General features: G+C 68.8%; 17 protein-coding genes. 9 read left to right on the top strand and 8 right to left on the bottom strand.

All coding sequences use genetic code 11. The features are described from left to right. Nucleotides 1-132 precede the first annotated feature (132 nt). From ACFVJ3_RS33580 to ACFVJ3_RS33565, 4 genes are read left to right on the top strand one after another with little or no spacing between them, the layout of a single operon-like run. A complete protein-coding gene (locus tag ACFVJ3_RS33580) occupies nt 133-1,845 on the top strand; it encodes a thiamine pyrophosphate-binding protein (RefSeq protein ID WP_378456165.1) in 1,713 nt (570 codons plus the stop codon). After that, entirely contained in the window at nt 1,842-2,501 is a 660-nt protein-coding gene (locus tag ACFVJ3_RS33575; RefSeq protein WP_378456164.1) for an SRPBCC family protein, read from the top strand. The genes ACFVJ3_RS33580 and ACFVJ3_RS33575 overlap by 4 nt, the downstream gene beginning before the upstream one ends. A 3-nt stretch (nt 2,502-2,504) precedes the next feature. Beyond that, nucleotides 2,505-3,527 carry a 3-oxoacyl-ACP synthase III family protein gene (locus ACFVJ3_RS33570; RefSeq protein ID WP_378456163.1) on the top strand — a complete coding sequence of 341 codons (1,023 nt, stop codon included), beginning with the start codon at nt 2,505-2,507 and terminating at the stop codon, nt 3,525-3,527. Between the two features lies 1 nt (nt 3,528). Continuing rightward, entirely contained in the window at nt 3,529-4,578 is a 1,050-nt protein-coding gene (locus tag ACFVJ3_RS33565; protein WP_378456162.1) for an aminotransferase class I/II-fold pyridoxal phosphate-dependent enzyme, read from the top strand. On the opposite strand, the gene ACFVJ3_RS33560 is transcribed toward ACFVJ3_RS33565, so the two are convergent. The 6 genes from ACFVJ3_RS33560 to ACFVJ3_RS33535 form a co-directional block, all read right to left on the bottom strand. Beyond that, entirely contained in the window at nt 4,514-5,269 is a 756-nt protein-coding gene (locus ACFVJ3_RS33560; protein WP_378456161.1) for a sirohydrochlorin chelatase, read from the bottom strand. The two genes, ACFVJ3_RS33565 and ACFVJ3_RS33560, sit on opposite strands and share 65 nt — an antisense overlap. A 5-nt stretch (nt 5,270-5,274) precedes the next feature. Continuing rightward, nucleotides 5,275-6,561: a sulfate adenylyltransferase subunit 1 gene (locus ACFVJ3_RS33555; RefSeq protein ID WP_378456160.1), complete on the bottom strand. Its 1,287-nt coding sequence runs from the start codon at nt 6,559-6,561 to the stop codon at nt 5,275-5,277. Between the two features lie 2 nt (nt 6,562-6,563). Beyond that, complete coding sequence (gene cysD / locus ACFVJ3_RS33550; RefSeq protein WP_378456159.1) at nt 6,564-7,517, bottom strand: sulfate adenylyltransferase subunit CysD; 954 nt, start codon at nt 7,515-7,517, stop codon at nt 6,564-6,566. After that, nucleotides 7,514-8,221 carry a phosphoadenylyl-sulfate reductase gene (locus ACFVJ3_RS33545; protein ID WP_378456158.1) on the bottom strand — a complete coding sequence of 236 codons (708 nt, stop codon included), beginning with the start codon at nt 8,219-8,221 and terminating at the stop codon, nt 7,514-7,516. Before ACFVJ3_RS33545 ends, cysD begins: the two co-directional genes overlap by 4 nt. Then, complete coding sequence (locus ACFVJ3_RS33540) at nt 8,218-9,933, bottom strand: nitrite/sulfite reductase (RefSeq protein WP_378456157.1); 1,716 nt, start codon at nt 9,931-9,933, stop codon at nt 8,218-8,220. Before ACFVJ3_RS33540 ends, ACFVJ3_RS33545 begins: the two co-directional genes overlap by 4 nt. Nucleotides 9,934-10,053: 120 nt before the next feature. Then, nucleotides 10,054-10,146 carry an Ms4527A family Cys-rich leader peptide gene (locus ACFVJ3_RS33535; protein ID WP_368681498.1) on the bottom strand — a complete coding sequence of 31 codons (93 nt, stop codon included), beginning with the start codon at nt 10,144-10,146 and terminating at the stop codon, nt 10,054-10,056. 137 nt (nt 10,147-10,283) lie between these two features. Here ACFVJ3_RS33535 and hemW point away from each other — a divergent pair, with 137 nt between their 5' ends. Then, entirely contained in the window at nt 10,284-11,525 is a 1,242-nt protein-coding gene (gene hemW, locus ACFVJ3_RS33530) for a radical SAM family heme chaperone HemW (RefSeq protein WP_378456156.1), read from the top strand. 18 nt (nt 11,526-11,543) lie between these two features. Here hemW and ACFVJ3_RS33525 read toward each other — a convergent pair whose 3' ends face one another. Further along, the gene (locus tag ACFVJ3_RS33525) at nt 11,544-11,861 is read right to left on the bottom strand and encodes a type II toxin-antitoxin system VapB family antitoxin (protein ID WP_005261240.1); all 318 of its coding nucleotides are present in this window, start codon (nt 11,859-11,861) and stop codon (nt 11,544-11,546) included. A gap of 208 nt (nt 11,862-12,069) precedes the next feature. Here ACFVJ3_RS33525 and hrcA point away from each other — a divergent pair, with 208 nt between their 5' ends. The 4 genes from hrcA (at nt 12,070) to ACFVJ3_RS33505 (ending at nt 15,884) form a co-directional block, all read left to right on the top strand. Beyond that, a complete protein-coding gene (hrcA, locus tag ACFVJ3_RS33520) occupies nt 12,070-13,113 on the top strand; it encodes a heat-inducible transcriptional repressor HrcA (protein ID WP_378456155.1) in 1,044 nt (347 codons plus the stop codon). Between the two features lie 87 nt (nt 13,114-13,200). Further along, the gene (gene dnaJ, locus ACFVJ3_RS33515; RefSeq protein ID WP_378456154.1) at nt 13,201-14,352 is read left to right on the top strand and encodes a molecular chaperone DnaJ; all 1,152 of its coding nucleotides are present in this window, start codon (nt 13,201-13,203) and stop codon (nt 14,350-14,352) included. A gap of 2 nt (nt 14,353-14,354) precedes the next feature. Then, entirely contained in the window at nt 14,355-15,116 is a 762-nt protein-coding gene (locus ACFVJ3_RS33510; protein WP_378456153.1) for a 16S rRNA (uracil(1498)-N(3))-methyltransferase, read from the top strand. Nucleotides 15,117-15,122: 6 nt separating this feature from the next. Then, entirely contained in the window at nt 15,123-15,884 is a 762-nt protein-coding gene (locus ACFVJ3_RS33505) for an alpha/beta hydrolase family protein (RefSeq protein ID WP_378456152.1), read from the top strand. On the opposite strand, the gene ACFVJ3_RS33500 is transcribed toward ACFVJ3_RS33505, so the two are convergent. Beyond that, complete coding sequence (locus ACFVJ3_RS33500; RefSeq protein ID WP_378456151.1) at nt 15,858-17,483, bottom strand: MFS transporter; 1,626 nt, start codon at nt 17,481-17,483, stop codon at nt 15,858-15,860. The two genes, ACFVJ3_RS33505 and ACFVJ3_RS33500, sit on opposite strands and share 27 nt — an antisense overlap. Nucleotides 17,484-17,580 lie beyond the last annotated feature (97 nt).

Raw genomic sequence — 17,580 nt, 5'->3', positions numbered from 1 at the left:
TGTTTCGTTCGTCACGAACGTTTACGGAAAAATGTTCTGCCACCGGTGAACCCGACCGGTACGTGGTTCGTGTGTATATCCAGTGGGTGACCGCAGGTCGCCCCGTCCGATCCACGACACGGGGGTCTGCCGATGAATCTCACGGATCACGAGCCACGGAAAACCGGTCGGAACATGCGCGTCGCCGACTACATCGTCGCGGCGCTGGCCGCAGAAGGGGTCGAGCACGTCTTCGGAGTGGGAGGCGCGAACATCGAGGACCTGTACGACGCGCTGCACCGCTCCCGCGACGTCGAGGGCGTCGTCGCCAAACACGAGTTCTCGGCGACGACCATGGCCGACGGGTATGCCAGGACGTCGAACCGGATCGGCGTGGTCGCGGCGACGTCGGGCGGCGGTGCGCTCAATGTGATCGCCGGGCTCGGTGAGGCATTCGCGTCCCGTGTGCCGCTTCTGGCGCTGGTCGGGCAACCGCCGACGACGCTCGAGGGGATGGGCGCATTCCAGGACACGAGTGGACTGGCGGGGTCGATCGATGCGTCCCGGTTGTTCGGTGAGGTGTCCGTGTACTGCGCGCGCGTCGAGTCGCCACTCGATCTCGAACGACAGCTGGCCGAGGCGCTGGCCGCCGCGCGCCGCGGCGGACCGGCGGTTCTCCTGTTGCCGAAAGACATTCAGCAGTCAATCGGCGAGTTCCCGGAACCGCGCCCGACGGTCCCGGCCGCGCCGCGCGCCACCACGACGGACGTCACGCGGCTCGCCGAAGCCCTGCGCGACGACTACGGCCGTATCACCGTCATCGCCGGCGACGAGGTCGCGCGAGCCGGCGCGCGAACGGAACTCGCGGAACTCGCGCACGTGCTCGGTGCCCGGGTGGCCGTCACGCCCGACGCGAGGGACGTGCTCGATCCTGCGGCGCCGGGGCGACTCGGGGTCACCGGCGCGATGGGGAATCCGGATGTCGTCGACGCACTGCAGGATTCCGACGTCTGCCTGCTCGTCGGCACGCGACTGCCGGTGATGGCGCGGGGAGGTCTGGATGCCGTGCTCGAGAAGACGCTGGTGTACAGCGTCGGCTCGGCGAAGCCGTATCTGCAGTCCCATCACGTTCCGACGCGGGATCTGCGGGCGACACTGCGTGGGCTCGTCACCGAGATCGGACCGGCGACCTCGCGTGCGCCCGTCGCGCAGTGCGATCCGACCCCGATCGACGTGCCGTCGTCCGGCACATCGGGTCTGCGCTACACCGACGCGGTGAAGGCGCTCGCCGCGGTGATGCCCGCGGGCGCCGACGTGTTCGCGGACGCAGGAAATACGGGTGCCGCTGTGGTGCACCATCTTCCGGTCGCAACCGGGGGCCGGTTCGTGGTGGCGCTGGGAATGGGCGGGATGGGCTACACGTTCGGCGCCGCGATCGGTTCCGCCTTCTCACGCGGCCGCCGCACGTTCGTGATCGCCGGCGACGGTGCGTTCTACGCGCACGGTCTCGAGATCCACACGGCGGTCGAGTACGACGTGCCGGTCACGTTCGTCGTGTTCAACAACAACGCCCACGCGATGTGCCTGACCCGCGAGCAGGTGTACTTCGAGGGCGCATACACCTACAGCCGGTTTCGTCCCGCACACATCGCGGCGGGAGTCGGCGCACTGTTTCCCGGCTTGCCGTCCCACACGGTCGACACGCACGCCGGCCTCGCCGACTCTCTCCGTGCCACGGCCGACTCGGCGGGGCCCGCTGTCATCGAAGTCGCCTGCGACGCCGACGAGTTGCCGCCGTTCCTGCCGTTCCTGCCCGCACGACGCCCGACCGAGAGATCCGAATCCCGAGAAGGAGCCCGCCGATGACCGCTCGAGAGATCGCCCCGCTGCCCGACCTTCCCGCCGACCTGCCCGGCCTCGTCCGGATCGAGACCTCCGACCGTCAGGCGACGACACCGATCATCATGGACATGCTGAGATCGGTGTATCCGCACGACCAGGTGTTCGGAAAGTACTGCACTGTCAACGAATACATCGACTGCCCGCCGGACGAGGTGTTCCGCTACCTTTCCGACACCCGCAGCCTCGAGGAATGGACGTACAGCCTCCGGGGATTCACCCCGGCCGGGGAACCCGGGCTGTGGCTCGCGTACGACCGCCTCGGCGACACCACCGAGATCTACACGCGCACCGTGGCACACCCGGCCGCGATGACCGTCGACTATCACTGTGCCTGGGACCAGGGCAAACACCTGTGGATGGTGTATCTGATGCGGGTGGTGGACGCGCGCACGGTCCTGGACGTCGACGGATCCGTCGTGCTGTGGACCAACTGCCACCATCCCTTCTACGACGAAAATCCCTACCCCGAGACCGCTCCCGCGGACCGGGTTCCGTGGGTGGGCGACTTCTGGGACATGTTCGCCGCCGGACACCAGCTCGAGATGAGCAATCTCAAGGCGATCTGCGAATACCGGTGGGCGAACGACCTGCCCGTGACCCCGACCTGGATGAGTGAGTGAGACATGGACACCGTCAGCCTGATCGACATCGCCGGCTACCTACCCGAGAACCGGGTGGGAGCAGACTATTTCGCCCAGTTCGCCGCCTCCGACCGGCTCGCCCAGAACATCATGTTCCGGGCACCGAAGTTTCGTCACCACATCGGGAGCGACGAGAACTCCGTCGACATGGCGGAACGGGCGATCGCCCCGTTGATCGAACGGAACGGCTCCGAACTCGTGTCCAACGTGGACATTCTCATCACCCACACCCAGCTGCCCGACGTCCCGATCCTGGGCGCCGGCGGGGAACTCGCGCGCCGGATGGGGATCACCCCGGACTGGGTGGTGGACCTGCACAACGGCGGCTGCGCATCGTTCGTGTACATGATCAAACTGGCACGTCAGATCATGCAGACCGGCGACGCGTCGACCGCCCTGATCGTGTCGGTGCAGAACAGCGCGGGCCAGATCTTCACGCAATCGGACGTGCGCGCGCTGGCACAGTCGGCGGTGCCGGGTGACGGCGCGGGCGCGTGCCTGCTGGTGAAGTCGGAGGCCGCGCCGGTGCTCGGGCTCGAGTGCCGGACCTACCCCGAGTTCGCCGGGGACATGACGGCCGCCGTCGATCCGCCTCGCAAGTACTGGGAGGCGGGAACCGGCCAACTGCACATCGGGTTCACCGAATCGAGGATCGCGAAGGTCTTCGCCCGCGGCAACCGGCTGGTCCCCGAGGTCGCCCTCGCGGTGTGCAAGCAGATCGGCATCGCCCCGGACGAGATCGACACCCTGGTCACCAACCAGCCCAACCGGCTGTTCCTCCGCAACTGGCGGGACGCACTCGAGCTCCCGGCGGAACGACACCCCGACACGTTCGACGAATGCGGGAACCTGTTCGGCGCCGCGATCCCCGTCACCCTCGACATCGAGAACCGGGCAGGCCGGATCCCGAACGGCTCGCTGGTGATGATGTCCGCGTTCGCGCACGCGGGCGACTTCGCCGGGGCCGGGGCGATTCGATGGGGCGCCGCCCCGGCGGGGGTGTGAGATGACGACGCCGACCATCGCGGGACCCGGTGTGAGATTCGATCTCGCGTTGAGCGAGAACCCGTTCGCCCCGCTGCCCTCCGTACTCGATGCGCTCGACGGTGTGATGCGCCGGGCGCATCGGTATCCGGAGTTCCTGCCCGACCGGCTGATCGAGGTCATCGCGGATCACGAGGGGCTCGACGCCGATCAGGTGGTGGTGGGCGCCGGTGCCACCGGCGTCGCCCTGCAGATCATGCGCTCCGTCGCCGGGCCGGGGGAGCGGATCGTGTTCACCACCCCGACGTTCGACGGGTACCCGATCATGGCGCGCATCGCGGCACTCGACGCGGTGCCGGTACCGATTCTCCCGGACGGCGGGCAGGATCTGGCCGCGATGGCGGCCGCGATCGACGACCGCACCCGGCTCGTCGTCGTCTGCCGCCCGCACAACCCCACCGGAACGCTCGTCGACGCCGCCGAACTGGCGGACTTCCTCCGTCGTGTTCCCGACCGGGTGGTCGTCGTCCTCGACGAGGCCTACGTGGAGTTCGTCGACCGCCGACTGGTCCTGGACGTGCATCGCATCATCGCCGAACATCCGAACGTCGTGTTCCTGCGAACGTTCTCCAAGGCGTACGGACTTGCCGGGTTGCGTATCGGATTCGGCTTCGCGAATGCGGCTCTGGCGCGGACGATTCGAACGCTGCAACTGCCGTTCGGGATGGGCAGCGCCGCCGTTCCCGCGGTCACGGCGTCGTACGCCGCCGAGCGTGAACTCCGTGCCCGGGTGGCAGCCATCGTCGCCGAACGCGAGGAACTGTGGCGCACGGTGAGGGCGGCGGGAATTCCGGTCCCGCGCAGTTCCGCCAATTTCCTGTACATCCCCGGGGAGGGAGTCGGTGACGCACTGGCTCGCGCCGGCATCCACGCGCGCACCTATCCCAGTGGTGACGCGCGGATAGCGGTCGGGAACCCGGACGCCGGGCGTGCGGTGACAGACGCGCTCAGGCCGACAGTGCGCGGTACCGCTGCAGCTCCGTGTGGGTCTGCGAGTACCGGTCGAGCATGACGTCGAGCAGCCGAGGGTGCGGTCCGATGGTGGCCGCGTAGGTGATGCCGGGTCCGCAGGATTCCGCCGCACGGCTCAACCGGTCCGTGAGCAGTCCCGGGGCCAGGAACCACGGTGCGATCACGATGCGCTCGGCACCGGCCTGCCGCAGCGTCGAGATCGCCTGCTGCACCGTCGGTTCCGCCGAGGTCGCGAAACACGTCACCGCTCCCGACCATCGGGTACCCGCGACGACCGATCCGGCCAGCTCGCGGGTTCGGTCGTTCGCGGCCGGGTCGGATGAACCGACCGCGGCGAGGACGATCCCGAGACCGGCCTCGCCGACGGAACCACCGGCCTCGCCGATGCGGTCACGGACGGCCTCGACCAGCCGCGCATCGTGCCCGAGAACGTCGGCCTGCCGGACGTGCAGGTGGGGATGACGGAGGCGGGCGGCGTCCAGGAGTGCCGGAAGGTCGACGCGTGCATGGAACGCGCTGCCCAGCAGCATCGGCACGACCACGGCGGAGGAATGCCCCTCGGCGGCGACCGCGTCGATCACCTGGTCCACGGACGGTGCGTTGAGGTCGAGGAAGCACAGCCGGACGTCGAGGTCCGGTCGCTTCGCCCGGAGCGCCGACACGGCAGCCGCCACCACCCGCGCACTGCGGGGGTCGCGACTGCCGTGGGCGACAGCGATCAGCGGAGTCATCGCATCTAGACGCGCTCGCCGAGCTCCACCGCTGCGATGGCATCTCCGACGAGGCCGGCCGCGAGCGTGTTGCCGCCGGCCGGGTCGATCAGCAGGAAGCTGCCGGTGTGGCGGTTCACGGTGTAGTCGTCCGCCACGATCGGCTCGGCGACACGCACCGAGATCTTGCCGATCTCGTTGAGTTCCAACGACTCCGGACTGGGCTCCGAAATGAGCTCCTGCTCGTTGAAACGCTCGACGAGCGTGCCGACGATGGCCTGCGTGGTGCGGGTGCCGTGCTTGAGCAGCAGGCGCGCGCCGGGCCGCAGCGGCTTCTCGGCCAGCCAGCAGACCGTCGCGTCGAACTCGCCGAGCGGCTCCGGGGCGTCGGCGGGGGAGGCGATGACGTCGCCGCGGGAGACGTCGACGTCGTCGGCCAGCACGAGTGTGACGCTGCGGCCGGCGTGGGCGCTGTCGAGTTCGCCGTCCGCGGTGTCGATTCGGGTGACCGTGGTGCGGACACCGGATGGCAGGATCACGACCTCGTCGCCCGGGGTCACCTCACCCGCGGCGACCTGTCCGGCGTACCCGCGGTAGTCCGGGAACTCCGCCGTCCGCGGACGGATCACGTACTGGACAGGGAAACGGAGGCCGACCCGGTGGGGTTCGGCGTCGACGGGCACCGACTCGAGGTGCTCGATGAGCGTGGGGCCGTCGTAGTACGGGGTGTTCTCCGAACGCACCGCGACGTTGTCGCCGTGCAGGGCCGACACCGGGATCTCGACGACGTCCTCGGACGCCCAGCCGAGCGAATTGGTCAGCGAGTTGAACTCCGCCGAAATGTTCGCGAACACGGTGGCCGGATCCTCGACGAGGTCGATCTTGTTGACGGCCAGCACCAGCTTGGGGACGCCGAGCAGCGCGAGAACGGCTGCGTGCTTGCGCGTCTGGGAGATAACACCCTTGCGGGCGTCGACCAGCAGGATGACCATCTGCGCGGTGGACGCGCCCGACACCGTGTTCCGGGTGTACTGCACGTGCCCGGGAGTGTCGGCGAGGACGAACGAGCGTCGGGGGGTCGCGAAGTACCGGTACGCCACGTCGATCGTGATGCCTTGTTCACGCTCCGCGCGCAGGCCGTCGACCAGCAGGGACAGGTCGGGCGTGGACAGCCCTTTGTCGACTGACGCCCGGGTGACGGCGTCGATCTGGTCGGCGAGAACCGATTTCGTGTCGTACAGCAGACGGCCGACGAGGGTCGACTTGCCGTCGTCCACACTGCCGGCGGTGGCAAGCCTCAGAAGATCGCTCATGATCAGAAATAGCCCTCTCGCTTGCGGTCTTCCATGGCCGCTTCGGAAACTCGGTCGTCGCCACGGGTTGCGCCGCGCTCGGTCAGCCGGGACGCTGCGACCTCGGCGAGGATCGCCGCGTTGTCGTCGGCCTCGGAAAGGACTGCGCCCGTGGTGGATCCGTCGCCGACGGTGCGGTACCGCACCGACAGCGTCTGCAGATCCTCACCCTCGGACGGTCCGCCCCACACGCCGGGCGTCATCCACATGCCGTCGCGCTGGTACACCTCGCGCTGGTGCGCGTAGTAGATGCTGGCCAGTTCGACGTTGTCACGGGCGATGTACCGCCAGATGTCGAGTTCGGTGAAGTTGCTGAGCGGGAAGACGCGGACCTGCTCACCGGGGGAGTGCTTGCCGTTGTACAGGTTCCACAGCTCGGGGCGCTGCTTCTTCGGGTCCCACTGGCCGAATGCGTTGCGCAGCGAGAAGATGCGCTCCTTGGCCCGGGCGCGCTCCTCGTCGCGTCGAGCGCCACCGAAGACCGCGTCGAAACGGTTCTCGGCGATGGCGTCGAGCAGGGGAACGGTCTGGAGAGGGTTGCGGATCCCGTCGGGGCGCTCGGTGAGCCGGCCGTCTGCCAGGTAGTCCTCGACCTTCGCCACGTGCAGGCGCAGGTTGTACTTGGACACGACGTGATCGCGGAAGTCGAGGACTTCCTGCAGGTTGTGTCCGGTGTCGACGTGCAGCAGCGCGAACGGCAGCGGTGCAGGCCAGAACGCCTTGATCGCCAGGTGCAGCAGCACCGTGGAGTCCTTGCCGCCGGAGAACAGGATCACGGGGCGTTCGAACTCGCCCGCGACCTCACGGAAGATGTGGATGGCCTCCGACTCGAGTGCGTCGAGCGTGTCGAACTGCGACCCGTCCAACTGCGGCCGCACGGCGGATTCGGCGAGGGAATTGGAGATGTCGATGGTCATGAGGCGTGCAACCCGCATTCTGTCTTGGCCTGACCGGCCCAGCGGCCGCTGCGCGGATCGCTGCCGGGGGCTGGCTTGCTGGTGCACGGAGCGCACCCGATGGACGGATAGCCCTCGTCGACGAGCGGATTCACCAGAATCGAGTGCTCGTCGATGTAGGACTGCATGTCTTCGTCGGACCACGCGGCGATCGGGTTGATCTTCACCAGACCGAACGCGTCGTCGAACGAGATCAGGGGGGCGTTGGCGCGGGTGGGCGCCTCGACTCGCCGGATGCCGGTGACCCACGCCTTGTAGCCGGACAGGGTCTTCTTCAGCGGGGCGACTTTCCGCAGTGCGCAGCACCGGTTGGGTTCGCGGGCGAACAGATCCTTGCCTTCCGCCGCATCCTGTTCGGCGACGCTCGCCTCGGCCCGCGCGTTGACGATGTTGACGCCGTACACCTGCTCGACGGCGTCGCGGGTGCCGATGGTCTCCGCGAAGTGGTAGCCGGTGTCGAGGAACAGCACGTCGACGCCGGGATGGACCTGGGCTGCGAGGTGGACCAGAACGCCGTCCTGCATGTTCGAGGCGACGATGTAGTCGCTGCCGAACGTCTCTTCCGTCCACCGCAGCAGTTCGTGCGCGGAGGCACCCTCGAGACTTGCCGCCCCCTGCGCGGCAAGGAGCCGAAGGTCGTCCTGTGTGGCTGTGGCGAGATTCAACGCAAGTCTCCTTCGTCTGCGCGCACGACCCACTCCGCGAAGCGTTCACCCTCGTTGCGGTGCTTCACGAAGTGGCGGACGACGCGATCGATGTAGTCACCGAGTTCGGTGCTGGTGACCTTGTGCTGGCGAAGCTTCCGGCCGAAGGCCGAATCGAATCCGAGGCTGCCGCCGAGGTGAACCTGGAAGCCCTCCACCTGGTTGCCCTCGCCGTCGTCGACGAGCATCCCCTTGAACCCGATGTCGGCGACCTGCGAGCGGGCGCAGGAGTTCGGGCAGCCGTTGATGTTGATCGTGATCGGCACGTCGAGCTGCGCATTGATGTCGGCGAGCCGCTGCTCGAGTTCGGGGACGAGCACCTGCGAGCGCTTACGCGTCTCCGCGAACGACAGCTTGCAGAACTCGATGCCCGAGCACGCCATCAGGTTCTTGCGCCAGTGCGAGGGACGCGCGGGCAGGCCCACCTCGTCCAGGTCGGCGATCAGCTGCTCGAGCTTGTCGTCGGCGACGTCGAGAATGATCAGCTTCTGGTACGGCGTGAAGCGGATCTTGTCGCTGCCCGCCCGCTCCGCGGCATCCGCGACCTTGGCCAGGATCGTGCCCGACACGCGGCCCGCGATGGGGGCGACGCCGACGGCGTTGAGACCGTTGCGGGTCTTCTGCACACCGACGTGGTCGATCGGCCGGGTGGGCTTCTCCGGCGCGGGGCCGTCGATGAGTTTGCGCTTCAGGTACTCGGTTTCGAGAACCTCGCGGAACCTCTCGACGCCCCAGTCCTTGATCAGGAACTTCAGGCGGGCCTTGTTCCGCAGCCGGCGGTAGCCGTAGTCGCGGAAGATCGACACGACGGCCTCCCACACGTCGGGAACCTCGTCGAGCGGCACCCAGACGCCGACCCGCTGCGCCAACATCGGGTTGGTGGACAGCCCGCCGCCGACCCACAGGTCGAGACCGGGACCGTGCTCGGGGTGGTTGACCCCGACGAACGCGACGTCGTTGATCTCGTGCACCACGTCCTGCTGACCGGAGATTGCGGTCTTGAACTTGCGCGGCAGGTTGGAGTACTCGGGCTTGCCGATGTAGCGGCGGACGATCTCGTCGATCGCGGGAGTGGGGTCGAGGACCTCGGTCAGTGACTCGCCTGCCAGCGGTGAACCCAGGACGACGCGGGGGCAGTCGCCGCACGCCTCGGTGGTCTTGAGACCGACGCCTTCGAGGCGCTTCCAGATCTCCGGGACGTTCTCGACCTCGATCCAGTGGTACTGGACGTTCTCGCGGTCCGAGAGGTCGGCGGTGTCGCGCGCGAACTCGGTGGAGATCCCGGCGATGGTGCGGAGCTGCTCGACGTTCAGGGCGCCGGCGTCGCAGCGGACCCGCATCATGAAGTACTCGGCCTCGAGCAGGTCGATGTTCTCGTCACCGGTGAAGGTGCCGTCGTACCCCTGCTCGCGCTGGGTGTAGAGACCCCACCAGCGCATACGGCCACGCAGGTCACCCTTGTCGATGCTGTCGAAGCCCTGCTTCGAGTAGATGTTCTCGATACGGGCCCGGACGTTGAGCGGGTTGTCGTCCTTCTTGGCCTGCTCGTTGGCATTGAGGGGCTCGCGGTAGCCGAGGGCCCACTGGCCTTCGGCGCGTCGCCGAGCCGGCTTCGCCGTGCGCGCGGGTGCTGCGTCGACGGCAGCGGGGGAGGCGTCGGTGGTCGACGTCATGGAGCACTCCTGAATCTCAAGATGCACCGGCTGAGGCCGAGGAGGAGGGCTGGTCCTCGCTCGGGGCATTCGAATCCGGCCGGAAGTCGAGAAGAAAGATGAACGGGCTGACAGGCTGAATTACTGCGCGATACAGGGCAGACAACAACAGCTGCAGACGCGCTTGAGATCGACGTGACGACGCGCCACAAGTCGCACTCCGGGTCCGGTCATGCCGACCATTGTGCCACGTCAGATCGCCCACGCAGAGCCGGGCACCGATTTCCACCATTTTTGCGGGAAATATCACGGGGAGGGCCCGCGACGGTCGGGTGGGGACCGTGGGTCGAGAAGCCTGGGAGACTGGAACGGTGAACGGAACGAGCACTACCACGGTCGGTCGCGACGAGGCGGCGGCATTCGTGCTGCCCGGGAGTGCCCTGCAAGGTGTGGGGAGCCGCCCGTTCGGGATCTACGTGCACGTACCTTTCTGTGCCACACGCTGCGGATACTGCGATTTCAACACGTACACGGCAGGCGAGCTGGGGACGTCGGCGTCGCCGCAGTCGTGGATGGAGGGGTTGCGCCGCGAACTCCACCTCGCCGCGCAGATGACGGGCGCCCCGGCCGTCGACACGGTGTTCGTCGGCGGCGGCACGCCGTCACTTCTCGGCGGCGACGGACTGTCGGACGTCCTCGATGCGGTCCGGTCGAGTTTCGGCCTCGCGAAGGGCGCCGAAGTGACTACCGAATCGAACCCGGAGTCCACGTCGCCGGAGTTCTTCGACAGGTTGCTCGCCGGCGGATTCACGCGGATCTCGCTGGGCATGCAGTCGGCGGCGCAGCACGTCCTGAAGGTGCTCGACCGAACCCACACACCGGGACGTGCCGTGGCGGCGGCGCAGGAGGCGCGGGCCGCCGGGTTCGAGCACGTCAATCTCGATCTCATCTACGGCACTCCGGGGGAGCGCGACGAGGACCTCGACCTCTCGTTGGACGCGGTGCTCTCCGCCGGGGTGGACCACGTGTCCGCCTACGCGCTGATCGTCGAGGACGGGACCGCACTGGCGAGGAAGGTACGCCGCGGGGAACTGCCCGCGCCCGACGACGACGTCCTGGCGTCGCGGTACGAGCGGATCGACGCGCGGCTCGCCGACGCGGGTCTGACCTGGTACGAGGTGTCGAACTGGGCCAGCCAGGACAACGGCGCCGGGGCGGGTGACACGAAGAGCGAATCGCGTTGCCGGCACAACCTGGGGTACTGGGACGGCGGGGACTGGTGGGGCGCCGGGCCGGGCGCACACAGCCACGTCGGCGGAGTGCGCTGGTGGAACGTCAAGCACCCGGCGCGCTACGCGGACCAGCTGGCGGCGGGAAGCCTGCCCGTCGGTGGGAGCGAACAGCTGACCGCGGAGGACGTCCACGTCGAGCGGGTGATGCTGACGGCGCGGCTGCGCACGGGGCTTCCGGTGGCGGAGCTGGATGCCGAGGAGCAGCGCGCAGCCGAGACGGTGGTGGCCGACGGACTGCTGGTGCGCGAGGGCGAGCACCTGGTGCTGACCGACCGTGGGCGGCTCCTTGCCGACGCCGTGGTCAGGACGGTGCTGCGCTGACGCTCAGCCTTCGACAGCTCAGGCCGTGACGATGCCGGGCATCTCGTCGTAGTCGAAGACGCGGGCGTGCAGCACGACGCGGTTCCGCAGCGCCGAGCGCACGGCCCGGTGCAGCCCGTCCTCGAGGTAGAGCACCCCGTGCCACTGGACCGCGTGCGGGAACAGGTCGCCGTAGAACGTCGAGTCCTCCGACAGCAGCCGGTCGAGTTCGAGAACCTTGGTCGTGGTGACGATCTCGTCGAGCCGCACCTGCCGGGGTGGGATCTTGGACCAGTCGCGCAGCGACAACCCGTGGTCCGGGTACGGCTTGCCGTCCATGACACCTTTGAAAATCATCGCTCGTCATCCGCCCGTGGTCGCTGCATCTGCTCGTCTCCGGTCACCACAGTAAGGCCTGAACCGGTACCGGCGCCGCGACGATTAGACTGGACCGAGCCGAGATGCATGTGCATCTGCACGTAGCGCAGGGGATGTGGCGGCCGATCCGAACGAAGGTTCGGTGACGCCGCTGCTCGTGATGATCGAGAACTGGAGGTGGACGGCGATGTCGAGTACGGACGACAGACGGTTCGAGGTTCTCCGCGCCATCGTCGCCGACTACGTCTCGACCCAGGAGCCGGTGGGATCGAAGGCGCTGGTCGAGCGGCACAGCCTGGGTGTTTCCAGTGCGACGGTCCGCAACGACATGGCGTTCCTCGAGAGCGAGGGCTACATCGCCCAGCCGCACACGAGTTCCGGCCGTGTTCCCACGGACAAGGGCTACCGGCAGTTCGTCGACCGCATCGCCGACGTGAAGCCGCTGTCGACGGCGGAGCGGCGCGCGATCCTCGATTTCCTCGAGTCCGGGGTGGACCTGGACGACGTTCTCCGGCGGGGTGTGCGCCTGCTCGCGCAACTCACACGCCAGGTCGCGGTTGTGCAATATCCCACACTCTCGGCGTCGTCGGTCCGGCATCTGGAGGTGGTCGCTCTGACGCCGGCCCGCCTGCTGCTCGTGCTCATCACCGATTCGGGCCGAGTGGATCAGCGCATCGTCGAACTCGGCGACGTGCTCGACGACGAGGACCTGGCGCGGCTGCGCGGACTGCTCGGGGGCGCCCTCGACGGCAAGCGGCTGGCGGCGGCGTCCATCGCCGCCTCGGAACTGGCCGACGAGGCACCGGAGGATCTGCGCGACGCCGTGATCCGTTCGGCCACCGTGCTGGTGGAGACGCTCGTCGAGCATCCCGAGGAGCGGCTGGTCCTCGGCGGCACCGCGAACCTGACCCGCAACGCCGCCGACTTCTCGGGAATCAGCGGATTCCCCGGTTCGCTGCGTGCGGTCCTCGAGGCGCTCGAGGAGCAGGTGGTGGTGCTCAAATTGCTGGCCGCCACGCAGGACGCGGGCACGGTGACGGTGCGGATCGGCGAGGAAACCCAGGTGGAGCAGATGCGTGGCACCTCCGTCATCTCGACCGGCTACGGTGCGGCAGGCACCGTGCTCGGCGGAATGGGCGTGCTCGGACCCACCCGAATGGACTATCCGGGAACAATCGCATCGGTGGCAGCCGTTGCGAGATACATCGGCCAGGTGCTCGCCGAGCGGTGACGGCGGGCCCCGGCGACAGCGCCGCCGTGGGGCGAGCACACGTACCGGTAGCGAGATAACGAAGTAGAGAAGGACGAGAGACTCAACGTGGCACGGGATTACTACGCAACGCTCGGCGTCGATCAGAAGGCGACCGATCAGGAGCTCAAGCGCGCGTACCGCAAGCTTGCGAGGGAACTGCATCCCGACGTGAACCCCGACGAGGCCGCGCAGGCCCGGTTCCGGGACATCTCGACGGCCTACGAGGTGCTGTCCGATCCGGAGAAGCGTCGCATCGTCGACCTCGGCGGCGACCCCCTCTCCTCGGGTGGCGGCGGAGGCGGTGCCGGCTTCGGCGGCGGTTTCGGTGGCGGCCTCGGCGACGTGTTCGAAGCGTTCTTCGGTGGTGGAGGCGGTGCAGGCCGCGGGCCGCGCGGCCGCGTCCAGCCGGGCGCCGATTCACTCCTGCGCACCAGGCTGATGTTGGCGGAGTGCGCGACCGGCGTGAGCAAGCAGGTCACCGTCGAGACGGCGATCCTGTGCGACAGCTGCACCGGTGCGGGCACCAACGGCGACTCCGCGCCGGTGCGCTGTGAGACGTGTGGCGGCGCGGGCGAGGTCCAGTCTGTGCAGCGTTCGTTCCTCGGTCAGGTCATGACGTCGCGGCCGTGCCCCACCTGCCGCGGCGCCGGCGAGACGATCCCCGACCCGTGCCACAAGTGTGGCGGCGACGGCCGGGTGCGCGCCCGCCGCGACATCACGGTGAAGGTCCCTGCAGGCGTCGGAGGCGGAATGCGGATCCGGCTCGCCGCGCAGGGCGAGGTCGGCCCCGGTGGCGGGCACGCAGGCGACCTGTACGTCGAGGTGGTCGAGCAGGCGCACGAGGTGTTCGTGCGCGATGGCGAAGACCTGCACTGCACCATTCGGGTGCCGATGATCGACGCCGCCCTCGGCACGACCGTGACGATCGACACGATCATCGACGGGCCCAAGGAGATCACCATCGAGCCGGGAACCCAGCCGGGATCGGTGACGGTCCTGCGCGGGCACGGCATGCCGAAGCTGCGTTCCGGCATCCGCGGCGACGTGCACGCCCACCTCGAGGTCGTGGTTCCGTCGCGCCTCGACCACAAGGAGACGAAGCTTCTCCGCGAACTCAAGGACCTGCGTGACCGCGACGTCGCCGAGGTCGTCTCCACCCAGTCGCAGCACAGCGGCGGATTGTTCTCACGCCTGCGTGAAGCGTTCAGCGGTCGCTGACCGTGGCGGCGACGGTCTTCTTCCTCGACCCGCTGCCCGAGGTGGGGAGCACCGCGGTCCTGGACGGCCCGGAGGGCAGGCATGCCGCGACGGTGCGCCGGATCGGTGTCGGGGAGCGGATCGTGCTGGCCGACGGACGGGGTGGTCTCGCCGACACCGAGGTGACGGTGGCCGGGAAGGACCGGCTCGAACTCACGGTTCACGAGCGTCGTCAGGTGTCGGCGCCGTCGCCGAGTGTGACTGTGGTGCAAGCGCTTCCGAAGGCGGAGCGGTCCGAGCTGGCGGTCGAGCTGGCCACCGAGGCCGGGGTCGACGCGATCGTGCCGTGGCAGTCGTCGCGGTGTGTGGCGCGGTGGGAGGGCCCCAAGGTCGCGAAGGGTGTCGCTCGCTGGCGTAGCGCGGCTCTCGCCGCCGCCAAGCAGTCCCGGCGGGCGATCGTCCCCGAAGTGTCGGAACTGCACCGCACCGCCGGGATGCTCGCCGTCGTTCGTGAGGTGGTCGGCCGGGGCGGCGTCGTCGCCGTGCTGCACGAGGCGGCCACCCTGGGCCTCGCCGAGCTTCCGCTGCGCTCGGCGGCCGAGATAGTGCTGGTCGTCGGTCCCGAGGGCGGTATCTCCGAGGAGGAGATCGCCGCGCTGACGGACGCCGGCGCCGTCCCGGTGCTGCTCGGTCCGCACGTTCTGCGGACCTCGACCGCCGCGGCCGTCGCGCTGGGCGCCATCGGTGTCCTCACGGACCGCTGGGGCGCGGCCCCGCTAGCCTGACTGTCCGTGGACCGCATTCGCATCGCCTACGGAACCGAACCGCAGCAGTTCGGGCACTTCTACCCGCCCGAGGAGCCGGTGGCCGCCGCGGTCCCGGTGGTGATGGTCGTCCACGGCGGTTTCTGGAGCGGGAAGTACCACCTGAACCTGGGCACGAGTTTCGCGGTCGATCTGGCGCGCCACGGCGTCGCCGTCTGGAACATCGAATACCGCAGGCTCGGTGCGGGCGGCCGGTGGGACGAGATGTCCGCCGACGTTCTCGCCGCGCTCGACGCGATCGCCGGTCCGGTCGCCGAACAGTCGCCCGTCCCGTTCGACCTGTCGAAGGTCCGGGTCGTCGGCCACTCTGCCGGTGGACAGCTCGCGGTGTGGCTCGCCGGGGCGAAGCAGACGGCGGTCCGGCCGGAGCGGATCGTGTCCCAGGCGGGCGCCCTCGACCTCGCGTCCGCCGGGGAGCGTGGCCGGCGGATCGGCTACATCGAGGATCTGCTGGGAGTCCCCTTCGACGAAGACCCCGATCGGTACCGCGCCGCGTCCCCACTGCACCGCATCCCCACCGGGGTGCCGGTGGTGTGCGTGCACGGCACGGAAGATGCGCAGGTTCCGGCGAAGGTGAGTGTGCGGTACAGCGAGGCCGCGCGGGCGGCCGGGGATCCGGTCGCGCTGCATGTCGTCGAGGGCGAAGACCACTACGCCTTCCTGAATCCCGAGACCGACTGCTGGAAGATCTCGCGGGACGCCCTACTGTCCGACGCCGGCGAGTTCTGAACTGCGGACCCCGGATTCGGGCGTCACCGTGCGTCCGGGCAGAACGAGGGCCACGAGCACGGCCCCGATGCCCAGTGCGAGTCCGCCGGCCAGGCTGGCCTGGGAGATGGCGTTCCCGAACGCCGCACCCGCGGCGTCCAGGAGTGCCTGGGACTGTGACGCGAGCAGCGGGTCGGCGCTCAGTTCCCCGGCCACGACCGACGCCCCGCCGATCGAGTCTCCCGCGACGTCCACGGCCTGAGCGGCCTGCGCGGCCCGCTCGCCGGACAGCTGACCGACGGGCAGCGTGCCGAGGAAGCCGGCGATGTCGTTTTTGTACGCCGACGCGAGGACCGATCCGAGAATCGCGATCCCGAGCGATCCGCCCAGTTCGATCGCGGTGTCGTTGAGACCGCCCGCGGCGCCGAGGTCGCTCTCGGGGAAGTTGCCCATGATGGCGTCGGTGGCGGGGGACACGCTCAGGCCGATTCCGATACCGAGCAGGACCAGCGGCGCGAGGAAGTCGAGGTACTCCGAACCGCCGTCGACGGTCGTCATCAGCAGCACACCAGCCGCCGCGATCACCATGCCGGCGACGACGGTGACCCGGGTGCCGAGCCTCGGGTGGACGCGCCCGCTGAGCACCGAGCCGACCGACACCGCAGCGGCGAGCGGCAGCAGGTGGACGCCGGTGGCGAGGGGGCTGAGTCCCAGGACGAACTGGAATTCCTGCGACACGTAGTAGATCGACCCGAACGCCGCGAGGAACAGCAGAAGCACGGCCAGGGTGGAGCCGCCCACCTCGTGCCGGCCCAGCCTGCGGACGTCGAGCAGCGGCTGCGGATGGCGGAGCTCCCATGCGACAAACAGGCCGAGACCCACGGCCGCGGTGATGGCGGCGCCGACAGCGCCTGCGCCCCAGCCGAAGTGGAATCCGTCGATGATCGCGTACACGAGCGATCCGATGGTCACCACCGACAGCAGCCCGCCCAGCCAGTCGATCGGACCGCCGGTGTCGGCCTTCGACGGCGGGACGAGCATCAGCGCCGCGACCGACGCGACGGCGGCGATCGGCACGTTGATGAGGAAAGTGGCGCTCCACGAGTGGCTCTCCAGCAACCAGCCGGCGAGCAGCGGGCCGAGGGCGATGGCGAGGCCGGACGTCGCGGCCCAGGCGGCGATGGCCCGGGCCCGTTCCGCACGCGGGAAGGTCGCCACGAGGAGGGAGAGCGTGGCGGGCATGATGATCGCCGCTCCGACGCCCATGATCATGCGCGCGGTGACGACGGCCGTGGTGGTGTCGGCGAGGCTGCCGACGACGGCGCCGCCGCCGAACACGAGCAGTCCGGTGAGCAGCGCTCCGCGCCGGCTGTACTTGTCGCCGATCACGCCGAACAGCAGCATCAGCGCGGCGTAGGGGACGGTGTATCCGTCGATCACCCACTGCAGGTCGGCGCTGCTCAGGGCGAGGTCGCGGGTCATGTCGGGGGCCGCGACGATCAGGGCGGTGTTCGCCATCACGACGATCAGCAGGCTCAGGCACAGCACGCCGAGCGCGGCCCAGCGCCGGGGGTACGGCCCGTCCATCCGGGCGACCGGTGTGTTCATCACGGTGGTCATGTCGACGCTCCTCGGAGTAGTGCTCGATCAGGCCTGAACAGTTAGTTGCACAGTAATGTGTAAGTTAGTTATTTGCACGCCGGTGTGCAAGTAAGAT

This window comes from Rhodococcus sp. NPDC127593, assembly GCF_042671975.1.
Lineage (GTDB): Bacteria > Actinomycetota > Actinomycetes > Mycobacteriales > Mycobacteriaceae > Rhodococcus_F.
Note: the sequence above shows the minus strand (reverse complement) of the source record. Positions and strands in the feature narration are given on the sequence as shown.

Coding starts and splice junctions, on each gene's coding strand:
- cysD (WP_378456159.1), bottom strand. CDS start 7,517: ATGACCATCGACATCTCCAATTCCCTCGCCGAATCCGCCGTGCGGCCG.
- ACFVJ3_RS33570 (WP_378456163.1), top strand. CDS start 2,505: ATGGACACCGTCAGCCTGATCGACATCGCCGGCTACCTACCCGAGAAC.
- ACFVJ3_RS33540 (WP_378456157.1), bottom strand. CDS start 9,933: ATGACGTCGACCACCGACGCCTCCCCCGCTGCCGTCGACGCAGCACCC.
- ACFVJ3_RS33565 (WP_378456162.1), top strand. CDS start 3,529: ATGACGACGCCGACCATCGCGGGACCCGGTGTGAGATTCGATCTCGCG.
- ACFVJ3_RS33500 (WP_378456151.1), bottom strand. CDS start 17,483: ATGACCACCGTGATGAACACACCGGTCGCCCGGATGGACGGGCCGTAC.
- ACFVJ3_RS33560 (WP_378456161.1), bottom strand. CDS start 5,269: ATGACTCCGCTGATCGCTGTCGCCCACGGCAGTCGCGACCCCCGCAGT.
- ACFVJ3_RS33525 (WP_005261240.1), bottom strand. CDS start 11,861: ATGATTTTCAAAGGTGTCATGGACGGCAAGCCGTACCCGGACCACGGG.
- ACFVJ3_RS33575 (WP_378456164.1), top strand. CDS start 1,842: ATGACCGCTCGAGAGATCGCCCCGCTGCCCGACCTTCCCGCCGACCTG.
- hrcA (WP_378456155.1), top strand. CDS start 12,070: ATGTCGAGTACGGACGACAGACGGTTCGAGGTTCTCCGCGCCATCGTC.
- ACFVJ3_RS33580 (WP_378456165.1), top strand. CDS start 133: ATGAATCTCACGGATCACGAGCCACGGAAAACCGGTCGGAACATGCGC.
- ACFVJ3_RS33555 (WP_378456160.1), bottom strand. CDS start 6,561: ATGAGCGATCTTCTGAGGCTTGCCACCGCCGGCAGTGTGGACGACGGC.
- ACFVJ3_RS33535 (WP_368681498.1), bottom strand. CDS start 10,146: ATGACCGGACCCGGAGTGCGACTTGTGGCGCGTCGTCACGTCGATCTC.